Raw genomic sequence first — 15153 nt, 5'->3', positions numbered from 1 at the left:
AATTTAGTTACAAATCGCACATTATGGATGAACTTGCAGCAACTGTCACGGACTAAACTAAAATTCCAGACGGATTAAGCGCCCCTTCTGCCCCAGTGACGACATCATTCATGCAACCTCTTTTTAAACAGGAATCCAGTATGCCTCTTACCCGCCGCCTCAACTTGAAAACCCCGTCATTACGCCGTCCGAAACTGGCATTATGGCTGGCGTTGATGAGCAGCCCGGCCTGGTCTGCCAGCGGCACCCCCACCATTACTACCCCCACCGCAGAGTTTGTCTACAAATACCTGCTCGGTGAAGTGGCCGCGCAGCGTGGCGAATTTGTACTGGCCGGGCAGCTATTTCTGGATTTGGCCAAGCAAACGCGTGACCCTTTGCTCGCCGAGCGCGCCACACAGGCGGCAACCATTGCCCGCACACCGCAGTTGGCATTGCCCTCTGCCGAATTATGGTCTGAGCTGGCCCCGGATTCTATTCCGGCAGCCCAAACCGCCAGCCAGTTGCTGATTGCCAATGGCAACCTCGAAAAAGCGATTCCACAGATCCAGAAAGTGCTGGCCAATGAAAACATTCGTGCCAATGCCTTTATGGAACTCAATAGCCTGATGGTGCGCATCACCGACAAAACCAGCGTGCTCAAAACCATACAACAGCTGGCCAAGCCTTATCCCAAGCTGGCTGAAGCCCACTTTGCCATTTCGCAAGCCGCTTACTTTGCGCACGACGAGAGCCTCATGAAAGCGGAGCTCAAACAAGCGTCCAAGCTGCGCCCAGGCTGGGAACCGCCCGCGCAGATTTACGGGCAAATGCTGATGGAAAAAGATGTCCAGAAAGGCATGGCATTTTACCGCGACTTTTTAAAGACCTATCCTGAGTCCGATCAGATTCGCTTATCGTTAGCGCGCGCCTTGCTCTTGCAAAAAAATACCACCGAAGCCAAGGTAGAGTTCACCAAGCTGCTCGAACGCCACCAGAACAATCCTGACATGAACGTGATTGTGGGCCTGCTGGCACTGGACGCCAAAGAATACACTTTCGCCGATCGTTATCTGGAACACGCGCTCGAAGTCGGCTTCAAGGAGCCGAACAAGGTCTACTTCAACCTGGGCCGCTCAGCCATCGAGCAAAAAGACGATGCACGCGCTTTGCAATGGTTTGACAAAATCACCGATGGCGAACAATACCTGGCCGCTCGGATGGCCGCCGCCGGCATTATTGCCCGCCGAGACGGCGTCGATGCTGCGATTACCATGCTGGACAATGTGGATGGCCTGACGCCTGAACAACAGGCGCTGGTGATTCAAAACCAGGCACTCATGCTGAGCCAGGCCAAACGCGGCGATGAAGCCTACACCCTGCTTGAAAAAGCCGCCAAAACCTTCCCGGAAAGCCCCGAGTTGCAGTACGACTACGCCCTAAGCGCCGAGCGCAAGGGTAAATATGACATCATGGAAGACACGCTGACCCGGGTCATTAAAATGAAGCCAGACTTTGCCGCGGCCTACAATGCGCTAGGCTATTCCTATGCAGACCGCAATATCAAGCTGATTGAAGCGAAGAGCCTGATTGAAACCGCCACCAAGCTCTCCCCGGAGGATCATTACATCATGGACAGTCTGGGCTGGGTCTATTTCCGTTTGGGCGACTTGTCGCGTGCCACCGAAGAGCTACGCCGCGCCTATGCGATTCAGCAAGATCCTGAAATTGCGGCCCACCTGGCCGAAGTCCTTTGGAAACAAGGCCAGCGTGAAGAAGCACAACGCATTCTGGATCAGGCCTTGTCGGCCAACCCCGGCAACGAGATTCTGGTCGCAGTCGCGCAAAAACTGAAATCCGCCCTGTAGTGTTTGTATGCCGTCCACATCTGCGCTAGCGAGGCTGGCCCAAGCTTTTGCCATCTGGTTAGTACTAAGTCTGCTGGCAGGCTGTGCCAGCCAGGCCGTCGCCCCTACTCAAACCAGCGTGCCACCCGCCGCCCAGCACAGGTTTGCCACACTGCAAGCCGTGCAATCCTTTGACGTGGAGGCGAAGCTGGCCGTGCAATATGCGGGCAAGGGCTACACTGCCAGGCTGGAATGGCAACACAGCCCGGCACTGGATACCCTGCGTATTTTTAGCCCGCTCGGCCAGCAAGTAGCCCTCATCGAGCGCAGTGCGCACAGCGTCACCCTCACCGACCAAAGTGGCAACACGCACCAGGCGGCAGATGTTTCCAGCCTGACAGCGCAGTTGTTAGGCTGGCGCCTGCCTTTGACCGGGTTAAGCCAATGGATTTTGGGGGCTCCGCACATCAATAGTCCGTTCCAGGCCAGCTATCTTGCGCAGGGTGAACCTGCCCGCCTCATGCAGGACCAATGGCAAATCGATTACGACGATTACCGTGAGGTTCAATTGCAAGGCGTGCAGTCATCCCTACCGCACATCACACGCTTGCAGCAGCAAGATGTCCGGCTAAAGCTGGTCATTCAACACTGGTAAGCTACCCCACGCAGCAATGACGGCGCGGATCCGCGCCGTCATTAACACGCAAAGCATACGGGCCCCTTAACAGCTTTCGCGTTAAAGATTCAGGCCATGCCGTCGATAATGCCAGTATGCGCTGCAATCTGTTTACCCCTCTCTCGTTTCGAATTTGGCTGCTGGCCTGCCTGTGGCTGGGCCTGAGTTTGCCTGGGTACAGCGTGGCCGCACAATGGCTGTCGATCAAAAAAACGGACGATAGCCAACTCATGATAGACAAACAGTCCCTGCTCGAAGAAAAACCCTATGTCAAAGCCTGGATCAAGGTCGATTACCGCCAACCTCAAAAAAACATAGAGTCTGTAGACCGCGTTTACACCCATGCAAAAGCGCTCTGGTACTTTGATTGCGACAAGCGCAAGGCAGCGACCATCCAGGTGTTCCAGTACGAAGGGGAAGAGCTGGTCTACTCTGCGGGCATTACTGCCAAGCAGGCAGATTTTATTGAGCCCTTGCCGGATTCCGAGGTAGAGATCACACAGCAGTACGTCTGCAAGTGGCAGAACAAAGAGAAGCAGCGCGCTGAAGCCGCAGCCAAACGTGCCGCCAACCTGGTCATGCCTGCCGTTGCCAGCAGCAAAGACAAGCCCGCTGCACCAGATAGCGTCGCCGAGCCTGCCCCTGCACCAGATGCAGCACCTGCCAAACCGGCCGACAAAAAGGCTGACGGCAAGCCAGCTAAAGACGCAACGGCTACAGAAGCCAATGCGACTAAATCCAAGGAAACCACTGCCAAGTCCAAAGAAGACGCTGCGAAAACGGGCAAGCCTGAAAAAGCAGAAGCAGCAGCTGATCATCAGAAACCTAAAGACAAGAACAAAACCGGTGCCGCGGATGATAAGTCCTGGGCCTACAGTGGTGAGCACGGTCCAGACAAATGGGGCAGTCTGAATCCTGAATTTGCCGTCTGTAATGCAGGTAGCCAGCAATCGCCTATCCACGTGGATAATACGATCACAGCCGCCCTCAAACCGATCAAGCGACTGCAAAAATTCCCGATCAAGAATATTGCACTCAAGGACCACAGCCTAGTATTGGATGCGGGCAGCGGCAACATGATGGTGCTAGACCAGAAACCCTACCAGCTCAAATACATTAGTGTGCATATGCCCGGCGAACACCAGGTCAAACAGAAGTCCTATGCCGCCGAGATGCAAATGGTGCATGAAGACAAAGCCGGACACCGTGTGATTATTGCCATCATGATAGAAGAAGGGAACGCCCATGCTGGTATAGAGAAGCTGTTAGGCAGCCTGCCCAAAGATAAAGAGCAAAGCAAACCGCTGACCATCCGTGTGACACCGGCCGACCTGATGCCCGTCAAGCCTGCCTACTACCGCTACAGTGGCTCGCTGACAGCCCCGCCCTGTACTGAAGGCGTGCAATGGGTGATCATGAAAGAAGCGCTCAAGGTTTCCAAGTTCCAGTTGGCCAGCCTGCAACAAGCCATCGGTGCGCCCAACCAGCGCCCGCTGCAGGACAGCCAAGGCCGCATGGTCCTTGAATAAGCCTCCAAAGCAGGCGGGCATGCTTTACAATAGCGGCCATGCATACCTTGAGCTACCCTGCCCCCTGCAAAATCAACCTGTTTTTGCACATTACTGGTCGCCTCAGCAATGGCTACCATACCCTGCAAAGCCTGTTTTTACTGCTAGACCACGGCGACACCTTGCACATCCGCCCGCGTCAGGACGGGCAAATTCTCCACATGAATCCCATGGCTGGCGTCCCGGCCGAACAAGACCTTAGCATCCGTGCTGCCCGCCATTTACAGCAAGTCAGCGGCTGCACTCTGGGCGCCGACATTGGCTGTGATAAACGTACGCCCATGGGTGGTGGATTAGGCGGCGGCAGCTCGGATGCGGCCACCGTCCTCATGGCACTCAACCAGCAATGGCAGTTGGGCTACACCCGGCAGCAGTTGATGCAGATTGGCGTTAGCCTGGGTGCAGACGTGCCCGTGTTTATCTTTGGCCAACCCGCCTGGGCAGAGGGCATCGGTGAGCAATTATCAGCGGTTTCACTGCCACCCCCACTACTCGACCAATATTACGTGGTACTCACGCCGCAGGTGGCCGTGCCCACCGCACAAATTTTTGCACATCAAGCATTGACAAGAGACTCGAAACCATTGAGAATATCGGACTTTTCAAACGGCGCTAATTCCAGCGCGTTCTGGCAGCAAGCCAGAAACGATATGGAAGCGATTGTTTGTATGCTTTATCCTCAAGTTGGCGAAACGCTGGCCTGGTTAAAACAATACGGCGATGCCCGTATGAGTGGTTCCGGCGCTTCAGTGTTTGTAGCCGTGGATAGTGCAGAAAAAGCGGAGCAGTTAATTGCAAATAGACCAGAAAACACTTCTGGTTTTTGGGCAAAAGGGTTAGAATACCATCCGCTTTTTGCTTCGGTCACTGACGGTGACCAAGCCACACAACAAGTGTGTTAAAGACAAGTTTTTTGGGGAGTCGCCAAGCTGGTTAAGGCACCGGATTTTGATTCCGGCATGCGAAGGTTCGAATCCTTCCTCCTCAGCCAAACATAAGCGTGTAGATTTTACGATTTACACGCTTAAATTTTTTATAGCGCCCAGCCAAGCGCATGGGCGCAGGTTTCAAGACATCGTCATCGCAAAAAGGGTACAACGTTGAGTAACGCCAACATGATGGTATTTACCGGCAACGCCAATCCGGTACTGGCACAAGAAGTGGCTCAGCATTTGGGCATTGAATTGGGGCGTGCCGATGTCGGCCGTTTTTCTGACGGTGAAATCATGCTGGAACTGCTGGAAAACGTGCGTGGCCGCGATGTGTTTGTGCTGCAATCGACGAGCTACCCGACCAATGACAGCCTGATGGAAGTCATGGTCATGGTGGATGCACTGCGCCGCTCATCCGCTGGCCGCATTACCGCTGCCATTCCTTATTTGGGTTATTCACGCCAGGACAGACGCCCACGCTCTGCTCGTGTTGCCATTACGGCCAAAGTAGTGGCCAACATGCTGACCAGTGTCGGTGTGAACCGTTTGCTGACGATGGATTTGCACTCTGATCAGATTCAGGGCTTCTTTGATATCCCGGTCGACAATATTTATGCTACGCCGATTTTGCTCGATGACCTGGTCACGCTGAATCACGAAAACCTGGTCGTGGTTTCACCAGACGTGGGTGGTGTGGTGCGTGCGCGCGCCGCGGCCAAACAGCTGAATGCGGATTTGGCAATTATCGACAAACGCCGCCCGAAGGCCAATGTGGCCAAGGTTATGAACATTATCGGCGAGGTTGAAGGCCGCACCTGCGTCATCATGGACGACATGGTGGACACTGCTAACACCTTGTGTGAAGCTGCCGCTGCATTGAAAGATCGCGGGGCGACCAAGGTGGTGGCTTATGCCACCCATCCGGTCTTGTCCGGGGGCGCGGGTCAGCGCATTTCTGCTTCAGCACTGGATGAGCTGGTCGTTACCAACACCATCGCTCTGAATGCAGAGGCGCAAGCCTGCAGCAAAATCCGCCAACTGAGTGCGGCGCCATTGCTGGCAGAAACCATCAAACGGATTAGCCAGGAAGAATCTGTGTCTTCCCTGTTTATGGATTAACCGTCTATAAATTATTTTCCTTGATACATGAATTAAGTTTTTGTGCTGCAAGCTGGTCGCGGCTTGCAGTTTTTAGTGCAGTACCGCCTTCGGGCGTTTTTAGGAGTCTCATATGAGTATCGAAATTAAAGCCGTCAAACGTGACGTTAAAGGTACGGGTGCGAGCCGCCGCCTGCGTCGCGCTGGCAACGTGCCTGGTGTTGTTTATGGTGGCGATCAAGCTGCTGTGTCTATCGAGTTGGACCACAAAGAATTGTTCATGCAATTCCGTCACGAAGCGTTCCACGCTTCCATCCTGAGCCTGGTGCTGGATGGCAAAGCTGAAAGCGTTTTGTTGCGTGACTACCAACTGCACCCAGTACGCAATACCATTCAGCACATCGATTTCCAGCGCGTGTCCGCGACTGAGAAAATCCACGTGAAAGTGCCATTCCACTTTGTGAACGAAGAAGTGGCTCCTGGCGTTAAAACAGGCGGCGGCAGCATTTCACACATCCAGACTGAAGCTGACGTTAGCTGCCTGGCTAAAGATTTGCCAGAGTTTATCGAAGTGGACCTGGGCAACCTGGAAGCGGGTCACGCCATCCATCTGTCAGAAATCAAACTGCCAAAAGGCATTGAGTTTGTACAACTGGCTCATGGTGATGACGCGGCGGTGGTTTCCATTGCCAAACCACGCGGTGGTAGCGACGAAGCAGCAGAAGAAACCCCTGCTGCGTAAGTGGCTCAGGCGTTTATCCGCTACAATGAACGCGCACAGTCATGTGCGCGTTTTTTTTGGTGCGTATCGCACCCTACATTTGCTTAGCGTGTGAATATGAGTGGAATAAAACTGATTGCAGGCCTTGGTAACCCTGGCGATAAATACACCATGACCCGCCACAATGCGGGCTTCTGGTTTGTAGACCTGCTGGCACAACAATCCGGTAGCCGCCTGACGGCCGAGGCCAAACTGTTTGGTATCGCCGGCAAATGGCAACCGCATGGCGACAAATGGTTACTGAAACCAACCACGTTTATGAACGCCAGCGGCAAAGCTGTCGCCGCCATCGCCCATTACTACAAGATTTCTCCGGCCGAAATTCTGATCGTGCATGACGAACTGGATTTGCCGCCTGGCCAGGCCAAACTCAAATTTGGCGGCGGTCATGGCGGTCACAATGGCTTGCGCGATATTCATGCTGCGCTAGGCACGCCGGATTACTGGCGTTTACGTCTGGGGATCGGCCACCCAGGCAACAAGGCAGAAGTCGTCAATTTTGTATTAAAAGCCGCCGGCAAGGATGAGCAGCAAGCCATCGATGACAGCCTGATTAAAGCCAGTGGCATCAGCGAATTGTTGGCGCAAGGCCAGTTTGAAAAAGCCATGCTGCAGTTGCACAGCAAATAACTCTGACGCAAATCTATGGATGGCGTGTAGAAATGACGGTTTGGCGTTGCCATGCCTGATACCAGGCCACAAAATCCTCAGTGCGCAACGGCGGTGAGAAATAATAGCCCTGACCAAAATCACAGCCCATCTCCTGCAAGATGCGTAACTGGCGCAGGTTTTCGATGCCCTCGGCAATCACCTGCATGCCCAGGCTGTGGGCCATGACGATAATGGCCTGACACAAGGCACCATCTTGACTGGAAACCCCCAATTCACGCACAAAGGAACGGTCAATCTTGACGTAATCAATCGAGAATTTTTTCAGGTAGGACAACGCAGAATAGCCGGTACCAAAATCATCGAGAGCCACTTGCACCCCCGCTTGCCGGTATTGCGCCAACCGCTCACTGACGTGCGTGTTGGCATCCAACAGCAAGCGCTCGGTAATCTCAATCACCACCATGCCATTGAATTCAGGGTGCTGCCCCATCTCTGACAACCAGTCCTCCTGCTTGCGATGATCCGGCGCAAATTGCACAGGCGACTTGTTAATCGCCATCTGAAACTGCGGATGCAAGGACAGTCGCCAGGATTTGCATTGCGCAATGGCGGTTTTAAATACCCACTCCCCAATCGGCGCAATCAGCAGGTTATCTTCGGCAATGCCAATAAACTCCATGGGCGGAATCAGTCCCTTGACCGGATGCTGCCAGCGCAACAACGCCTCGGCCTTGACCACCTGGTTGGTTTGCAAATTCACCACAGGCTGGTACTCAAGAAAAAACTCCTGGTTGGTGATCGCCTGGCGCAAGTCGTGCGACAAGCGCATGCGGTTTTCAGCGTGCTGCTGCATGCGTGGCGTAAAGTAGGTAAAGCAGTTGCCGCCTTTTTGCTTGGACGCATACATGGCCTGATCCACCCGCTTCATCAGGTCTTCTTTATTGCTGGCATCATCCGGGAAAATGGCAATACCCAGACTGGAAGACACATAAGCCAGCGTATCATCCAGCTGAAACGGTTGCGACAAGGTCTGCAATACACGCTGCGCCAGGGCCTCAACATAGCCCGCAGTAGCATCGCCGAGCATGAGCACAAACTCATCGCCGCCCAGGCGAGCAACCAGATCCTTGTTGCCGACGCAGGCCGACAAGCGTTTACCCGCCTGCATCAGCAAACGGTCGCCCTGGTCATGCCCCTGTGTATCATTGACCTCTTTGAACCGGTCCAAATCGAGAAAGATAATGGCCAACTTCTGGCTGCTGCTTTTAATCGTTAACAGCGCCTGCTCCAGGCGCTCGAAAAACATGCGCCGATTAGGCAAGCCAGTCAGCGTATCCACATTGGCAAACTGCCAGACCACCTCTTCTGATTGCTTGATCTTGGAGATATCGGCCAGCGTGCCCAGAATCCGTGTCGGCTTGCCCGCCTCGTCACGCATTAATACCATGCCCCGGTCAAATACCCACTTCCAACTGCCATCCTTGCAGAGCATGCGGTATTCGATCGCAAACTGCTCACGTTCGCCATCCAGCACCTGCTGTTGCAAGGCTTGCACTGACTCGATATCTTCCGGATGAATCCGCTGTTGCCAGGTGGCCGGGGTATGCGCCAGTTCATGCGGCGCAAAACCAAACATTCTTTTCCAGTGATCAGAAAACACGACACGGGAGTCAGTCACATTCCAGTCCCAGACACCATCGCCGGTGCTTTCCATGGCAAACTTCCAGCGCTGCTCACTACTGGTCAAGGCCTGGCTATATTTTTCAACGGTTTCACGTGCACGGCTGCGCACCATGGATAAATAGGCGAGCCCCGCCAGCAACACGCTGGTCAACACGCCCATCACGGCGACCTGATTGGCCTCGCGCAAATCAGTGACCGCCTCAAAGGCCGGGGTAGACCGCGCGCGCATACTCCACAAATGGCCATGCATATTCATGGTTTGTGCGGCGCTAAAGCGGGCGGCATGCTCATGGGGGTGTGCCTCCTCCCCGCTCGGACTATGGTAAAGCGGTGTCTGCCCCTCTTTGCCATTCAAATCAAACACATCAAAATGCACTTGCCGCAGCTCGACCACCTGCAAGGCCTCAGCCAAAAAGGCATGAACATCAAAGCGCAAAAACACCCAGCCGTTCAACATGCGACGGCGATCCGTCTCAGAAATCTCATCCGGCCGCCCGTGGTACACCGGCGCATGCAAGAAATACGGATGCCCCATCTGCGGACTACCCGTAGACTGGCCCGACATCACGATTTGCTGGGTTTCGCTGGCTTGCAGCAAATCAGCACGCAGCCGCGCATCCAGAAAAGTATTCTTAAGCAAAATTTCCTGATTCTGGTCATTCCGCGGCTCAATATACAGCACCGGCGCCAGCTCATCATCGCCCTGCACAAACTCAAGCCTGGCGAGCAGGCTTTTCACTGGCGTTTCCAGATCTTTAAACGTCTCTGGATAATTGAGGTGGATGTACTTGATAAAGCCTATTGCATTCAAGCTGCCGTACTGGTCACTTTGCGTGTAATCATTGACATACTCGCGGAATTCTTTGGAAGAAACAAACTGCGAAGAAAGATAAAGATGCTCAACCCCGGTCAACACCTCGCGGTAAGCGTCCATACGGTGCTGGACAGCCTCGGTCGCTGACAACACCGCCTGCCGGAACTTAACCGCCTGCAAGGCTTCCGCATGTTCACGAGCATTCATCCACAGCAAAACAGTCAGCTGCAAGCCGCAGGCCAAAATCACCAGGGCCAGCCAGCGCGAGGTCAGCAGTTGCTGCCATGATGCAATTCGAATACGAAACATCTATCCTCCTTCGTCAGGAAGTCGCATGACACACCCCAGCATCCCCCGGTCATGCGATGAATTTATTTTTGAGTTTAAAAGTTAATCCTGTTCAGGATTTAAGTCAAATCAAGATTGTTTCTAGCTCTATCTTGTGACTAACGGTAAAATATTGGTTTTATTGACTCTTTGCCGCAACTTCACACTGCGGCAATTCTCACGCTAAGGTTCATCCATTATGAAATGCGGTATTGTCGGCCTGCCTAATGTAGGCAAATCCACCCTGTTTAACGCCATCACCAAAGCGGGCATCGCCGCAGAGAACTACCCCTTCTGCACGATTGAGCCGAATGTAGGCATCGTAGAAGTCCCCGACCAGCGCATGCAACCGCTCATCGACATCGTCAAACCACAAAAAACTCAACCAGCCATTGTAGAGTTCGTTGACATTGCCGGCCTGGTCGCAGGTGCCTCCAAAGGCGAAGGTCTGGGCAACAAGTTCCTCGCCAATATTCGTGAAACCGACGCCATTGCCCACGTGGTGCGTTGCTTTGAAGACGGCAACGTGATTCACGTCGCAGGCAAGGTAGACCCACTCGCCGACATTGAAGTGATCAACACCGAGCTGGCGCTGGCCGACATGGAAACCGTTGAAAAAACCATGCAGCGCGAAGGCAAAAAAGCCAAGAGCGGCGACAAAGACGCCATTGCCCTGATCAAAGTGCTGGATAAAGTGCTGCCCTGCCTCAACGAAGCCAAAGCTGTGCGCACCCTCAACCTGGATGCCGAAGAACTCAATTTGCTCAAACCGCTGTGTCTGATTACCGTCAAGCCGGTGATGTACATCACCAACGTGACCGAAGACGGCTTTGAAAACAACCCGCATTTAGACAAAGTGCTTGCCTTGGCCAAAACCGAAAAAGCCCCCGTCGTCACCATCTGCGCCAAGATTGAAGGCGAAATCGCTGAGCTGGACGATGCCGATAAACTCGAATTCTTACAAGAGCTCGGCCAGGAAGAGCCCGGCCTCAACCGCGTCATTCGCGCCGCCTATGACCTGCTGGGCCTGCAAACCTACTTCACCGCCGGCGTACAAGAAGTGCGCGCCTGGACTGTGAAAAAAGGCGCGACCGCACCACAAGCCGCTGGGGTCATCCACACCGATTTTGAACGTGGCTTTATCCGTGCCGAAGTGATTGCCTACAACGATTACGTGCAATACAAAGGCGAAAAAGGCGCGCAAGAAGCCGGTAAAATGCGCCTCGAAGGCAAAGAGTACATTGTGCAAGACGGCGACGTCATGCACTTCAGATTCAACGTCTAACCACGTATCAAGTTAAAAAATCAAAGGCTGGAGATTTCCAGCCTTTTTTATGCCTCACGACGCCTTGAACTCGGCATAGCGTGGATCATGAATCACCTTAACAAACCGCTGGAACAACTCGGGATCCAGCTTGCTGCCAGACTCACTCTCCATAATGCGCAAAATTTCATCGTGTGGCCGCGCCTCCTGATACACGCGCCGCACCGCCATCGCATCATAGTTATCCACCACCGTCACAATGCGTGACAACAACGGGATCGCTTCGCCAACCAAATGGCCAGGATAGCCACTGCCATCAAACCACTCATGATGATAACGCACGATGTCCGCAATGCGCTGTGCATCCTTATGCTCATACACCTCAATCAAATTCGCCCCCACCGACGGGTGCGTCTGCATGATGGCAAACTCTTCCGCATTCAACTTGCTCGGCTTCATTAATACAGCATCCGGCACCACAATTTTGCCAATGTCATGCAAACAAGCGCCCAACTCCAAGGCATCCAGCTCATGGCGGCTCAAACCAATATCCAGCCCAATCCCATGAGAAAGCGCCATCACACGGTCGCTATGCAAGCGCGTATACGCATCCCGCATCCGCAAAGCATCGGCAAAAACCTTGCCCAAATGCAATACCCCGCTGTGATTGCTGACAGCCTCGCTCATCGCATCCCCGAGTTTTAATTGATTTATACGGTTTAGCATACTCCCAAAATGAATCCCCTGAAAACCCTCTCCACAAAATTCAAGAAAATGCGTAGTAAAAAAGGTCACAAAGGGTTGTTGTCGTGCCCTGATACAACTGCTATAATCGCGGTCTTTCAAATCTGGTGATGTAGCTCAGCTGGTTAGAGCACAGGATTCATAATCCTGGGGTCGAGGGTTCAAGTCCCTCTTTCACCACCAAATACAAAAACGGCTTCCAGCAATGGGAGCCGTTTTTATTTATCGCTACCTTCTGCAAAGTACCCTATTTCAAGCGCATGCAAAGTTAAATGAATTTAAACCTGTGGGCATAGTCACATTGATACCAATCAATTAGACAATAAGGAAAACACATGCACGTAAGCTTTGAAGTCGCACAAGAAATCATTGAAAAAGCAGTAGAGAAATCCAAGCAAATCGGCGTCAAGATGTGTATCGCCGTACTGGACTCTGGTGGCAACCTGAAAAGTTTCACTCGAATGGATGATGCCTGGGTCGGCAGTATTGATATCGCCATTAAAAAAGCAAAAACCGCCTGTTACTTCGCCATGCCATCTGGCGAAATCGGCAAACTTTCAGTGCCTGGCTCGCCTTTATACGGCATTGAACACTCCAACGATGGCTTGATTACTTTTCCTGGTGGCTTACCGATTGTGGATGAAGAAGGGATGTTGATCGGCGCCATCGGCGTCAGTGGTGATACGGTGGAGAATGATCATTTGGTAGCACAGGCTGGTGTGAATGTGGCTGGTGTTTGTGATGTGCCTAAACATCCTTGGCGGACGTAGGTTCACATCACTCGTAAGTATTTTTAAGTGCCAATAATTTTGGCACAGAGGGTTCAAGTCTCTCTTTCACCACCAAATAAAAAAGCGGCTTCCAGACAGTGAAGCCAAATTCTTTTATTCACTTTCCTGTATTAGTAGCCACACCACGCTCTTAGCCTATATTATTCATGTAGTATATTTATTACTTTCTTACACAATAACTATTTCAACGAAAGGAGTATGAGTACTATGGCGGACGCATGGCAAACCACTTACGAAAGTAGAGATGATTTGAAGGTCTTTGGTGATAATGCTTTAGGTCTTTTTGCTCTGGGTCTGAAGTTTGGTATTGAAGATCTGGTTACAGTGGGCACTGAATCTATAACTGATGGCTCAGATGATAAAAAGTGCGACATAGTATATGTTGATAAAGATGACGGCATTGCTGTTGTTGCACAGTGCTATTTCTCAACAAAAGCGAAACAAGAAGCGCCCTCAAATAAAGCAGCAGATCTCAACACAGCAATATCATGGCTCATACAGCGCCCTCTTAATGAACTCCCTGAAAGAATAGTATCTGCGGCTCAACAACTTCGAGATGGCATCACAAATAATGAAATTAAAGAAATTCATATTTGGTATATCCATAATCTACCAGAATCCAATAACGTTTTAAAAGAACTGAAAGCGGTGGAAGATAGTGCAAAAGCTGCTGTCACGCATCAATATCCTGATTCAAGAATATCCATTCATGCCTTAGAAGTGGGGAAAGCCAAGATTAACGAATGGTATGATGAAACACTTTCACCCATTCTGGTTAATGATGAATTTGAAATTGACACTAAAATAGGCTTTGAAATAGATGGTCCTGAATGGCGGGCTTACGTTACAACCGTAGAAGCAAGATTCTTATACCGTCAATACAAAAAATATAAAACTCAACTATTTTCAGCGAATGTGAGGGATTACTTAGGTTCAAGAATCAGCGACTCAAACATTAATAATGGCATTAAAAAAACTGCTGAGAACGAACCGGATAATTTCTGGGTTTTTAACAATGGTTTAACTGTCTTAGTAAATGACTTTAACGTCATGAGTGATAACAAATCAAAAAATAATAAAATCGTCATCAAGGGAATGTCTATTGTCAATGGAGCTCAAACTACTGGTGCCATCGGTGCTCTCAACAAAACACCAGCAAGCTCAGTTAGAGTTCCTGTCAGGTTCATAAAAACTAAAAACCCAAATATTGTTTTGGATATTATTCAATTCAATAACAGCCAAAACAAGGTCACGGCATCAGACTTTAGAAGCACAGATAAAATTCAAAAAAGAATAAAAGATGAAGTTTCAAAAATACCTTCAGCGGAATATGAAGGTGGTAGGCGCGGAGGATTTGGAGACTTAATTAGAAGAAGACCTAATCTTCTACCGTCATACACAGTTGGTCAAAGCTTGGCTTCTTTCCATGGAGATCCTGTTATTGCCTACAACCAAAAGCAAAACATTTGGATCGAAGACTCTCTGTATTCAAAATATTTTAATGAAAATACAACAGGCTCACATATTGTATTTGCCTACTCGCTTGTTAGGGCTGTTGAACAACGAAAAGTCGAACTTATTGAAAAAGAAAAAAAGTCACCCCAGACTTTAACCACAGATGAGGAAAACCAAATCAAATTCTTTAGGAAAAGAGGTTCTAATTTTTTACTCGTTTCCGCCATTTCATCCTGTCTTGAGACTTTCACCAACAGAAAAATATCAAACCTTTTTAGAATTTCTTTTGGTGAAAAAAAATCACCTAAAGAAGCACAAAAGCTCTGGTCTGATTTAATTGATGTAACTATTCCATTGTGCAATCAACTTGATGAGGCACTAAACGATGGCTTGAAAAATACAAAATTAGTTGAAAATGTGATTTCTAAATTTAGAGGTTTAATTTCTGTTACAGCAAAATCCAATGCAGCCATTTTTAAGAGCTTTAGTAAAAATATTGTTATTAAATAAATTATTCTTCTAATTCTCTTAGTTGAGATCTTCCCGCTAGGAGATCGCGCAAACGAAGTTTTGTTCGTTTCA

Annotated in this window: 12 protein-coding genes and 2 tRNA genes; 12 read left to right on the top strand and 2 right to left on the bottom strand. The window is 50.9% G+C overall.

Features of this window, described 5'->3' with window-relative positions; genetic code table 11:
• The first annotated feature begins 140 nt into the window (after positions 1–140).
• The 8 genes from ACFQ1T_RS06845 (at position 141) to pth (ending at position 7511) form a co-directional block, all read left to right on the top strand.
• On the top strand, positions 141–1847 hold the full coding sequence (locus ACFQ1T_RS06845; RefSeq protein ID WP_379075135.1) for a tetratricopeptide repeat protein: 1707 nt from the start codon (positions 141–143) through the stop codon (positions 1845–1847).
• Positions 1848–1854: 7 nt separating this feature from the next.
• Entirely contained in the window at positions 1855–2481 is a 627-nt protein-coding gene (lolB, locus tag ACFQ1T_RS06840) for a lipoprotein insertase outer membrane protein LolB (RefSeq protein WP_313986679.1), read from the top strand.
• A gap of 116 nt (positions 2482–2597) precedes the next feature.
• Complete coding sequence (locus tag ACFQ1T_RS06835; RefSeq protein WP_379075132.1) at positions 2598–4031, top strand: carbonic anhydrase; 1434 nt, start codon at positions 2598–2600, stop codon at positions 4029–4031.
• Between the two features lie 38 nt (positions 4032–4069).
• Entirely contained in the window at positions 4070–4972 is a 903-nt protein-coding gene (gene ispE, locus ACFQ1T_RS06830; RefSeq protein WP_379075129.1) for a 4-(cytidine 5'-diphospho)-2-C-methyl-D-erythritol kinase, read from the top strand.
• A 12-nt stretch (positions 4973–4984) separates the two neighbouring features.
• Positions 4985–5061, top strand: a tRNA-Gln gene (locus ACFQ1T_RS06825).
• Positions 5062–5185: 124 nt separating this feature from the next.
• Positions 5186–6121 carry a ribose-phosphate pyrophosphokinase gene (locus tag ACFQ1T_RS06820; RefSeq protein WP_194748486.1) on the top strand — a complete coding sequence of 312 codons (936 nt, stop codon included), beginning with the start codon at positions 5186–5188 and terminating at the stop codon, positions 6119–6121.
• A gap of 112 nt (positions 6122–6233) precedes the next feature.
• Positions 6234–6842, top strand: a complete 609-nt coding sequence (locus tag ACFQ1T_RS06815) for a 50S ribosomal protein L25/general stress protein Ctc (protein WP_194748393.1) — start codon at positions 6234–6236, stop codon at positions 6840–6842.
• A gap of 96 nt (positions 6843–6938) precedes the next feature.
• Positions 6939–7511: an aminoacyl-tRNA hydrolase gene (gene pth / locus ACFQ1T_RS06810; protein WP_379075125.1), complete on the top strand. Its 573-nt coding sequence runs from the start codon at positions 6939–6941 to the stop codon at positions 7509–7511.
• 13 nt (positions 7512–7524) lie between these two features.
• Here the strand turns inward: pth and ACFQ1T_RS06805 are convergent, their stop codons facing one another.
• On the bottom strand, positions 7525–10299 hold the full coding sequence (locus tag ACFQ1T_RS06805) for a bifunctional diguanylate cyclase/phosphodiesterase (protein WP_379075122.1): 2775 nt from the start codon (positions 10297–10299) through the stop codon (positions 7525–7527).
• Positions 10300–10516: 217 nt separating this feature from the next.
• Between ACFQ1T_RS06805 and ychF the strand changes: the two genes are divergently transcribed.
• On the top strand, positions 10517–11602 hold the full coding sequence (gene ychF, locus ACFQ1T_RS06800; protein WP_194748399.1) for a redox-regulated ATPase YchF: 1086 nt from the start codon (positions 10517–10519) through the stop codon (positions 11600–11602).
• Positions 11603–11656: 54 nt separating this feature from the next.
• Here ychF and ACFQ1T_RS06795 read toward each other — a convergent pair whose 3' ends face one another.
• Positions 11657–12307, bottom strand: a complete 651-nt coding sequence (locus tag ACFQ1T_RS06795) for an HD-GYP domain-containing protein (protein WP_228518773.1) — start codon at positions 12305–12307, stop codon at positions 11657–11659.
• Positions 12308–12431: 124 nt separating this feature from the next.
• On the opposite strand from ACFQ1T_RS06795, the gene ACFQ1T_RS06790 reads away from it, so the two are divergent.
• The 3 genes from ACFQ1T_RS06790 (at position 12432) to ACFQ1T_RS06780 (ending at position 15081) form a co-directional block, all read left to right on the top strand.
• A tRNA-Met gene (locus tag ACFQ1T_RS06790) sits at positions 12432–12508 on the top strand.
• Between the two features lie 152 nt (positions 12509–12660).
• On the top strand, positions 12661–13095 hold the full coding sequence (locus tag ACFQ1T_RS06785) for a GlcG/HbpS family heme-binding protein (protein WP_275356106.1): 435 nt from the start codon (positions 12661–12663) through the stop codon (positions 13093–13095).
• Between the two features lie 228 nt (positions 13096–13323).
• Positions 13324–15081, top strand: a complete 1758-nt coding sequence (locus ACFQ1T_RS06780) for an AIPR family protein (RefSeq protein ID WP_379075117.1) — start codon at positions 13324–13326, stop codon at positions 15079–15081.
• Positions 15082–15153 lie beyond the last annotated feature (72 nt).

Origin of the sequence: Methylophilus glucosoxydans (genome assembly GCF_042676145.1) — a bacterium.
GTDB lineage: Bacteria > Pseudomonadota > Gammaproteobacteria > Burkholderiales > Methylophilaceae > Methylophilus > Methylophilus glucosoxydans.
This window is presented reverse-complemented; position numbering and strand designations above follow the sequence as displayed.

Coding starts and splice junctions, on each gene's coding strand:
- ACFQ1T_RS06845 (WP_379075135.1), top strand. CDS start 141: ATGCCTCTTACCCGCCGCCTCAACTTGAAAACCCCGTCATTACGCCGT.
- lolB (WP_313986679.1), top strand. CDS start 1,855: ATGCCGTCCACATCTGCGCTAGCGAGGCTGGCCCAAGCTTTTGCCATC.
- ACFQ1T_RS06835 (WP_379075132.1), top strand. CDS start 2,598: ATGCGCTGCAATCTGTTTACCCCTCTCTCGTTTCGAATTTGGCTGCTG.
- ispE (WP_379075129.1), top strand. CDS start 4,070: ATGCATACCTTGAGCTACCCTGCCCCCTGCAAAATCAACCTGTTTTTG.
- ACFQ1T_RS06820 (WP_194748486.1), top strand. CDS start 5,186: ATGATGGTATTTACCGGCAACGCCAATCCGGTACTGGCACAAGAAGTG.
- ACFQ1T_RS06815 (WP_194748393.1), top strand. CDS start 6,234: ATGAGTATCGAAATTAAAGCCGTCAAACGTGACGTTAAAGGTACGGGT.
- pth (WP_379075125.1), top strand. CDS start 6,939: ATGAGTGGAATAAAACTGATTGCAGGCCTTGGTAACCCTGGCGATAAA.
- ACFQ1T_RS06805 (WP_379075122.1), bottom strand. CDS start 10,299: ATGTTTCGTATTCGAATTGCATCATGGCAGCAACTGCTGACCTCGCGC.
- ychF (WP_194748399.1), top strand. CDS start 10,517: ATGAAATGCGGTATTGTCGGCCTGCCTAATGTAGGCAAATCCACCCTG.
- ACFQ1T_RS06795 (WP_228518773.1), bottom strand. CDS start 12,307: ATGCTAAACCGTATAAATCAATTAAAACTCGGGGATGCGATGAGCGAG.
- ACFQ1T_RS06785 (WP_275356106.1), top strand. CDS start 12,661: ATGCACGTAAGCTTTGAAGTCGCACAAGAAATCATTGAAAAAGCAGTA.
- ACFQ1T_RS06780 (WP_379075117.1), top strand. CDS start 13,324: ATGGCGGACGCATGGCAAACCACTTACGAAAGTAGAGATGATTTGAAG.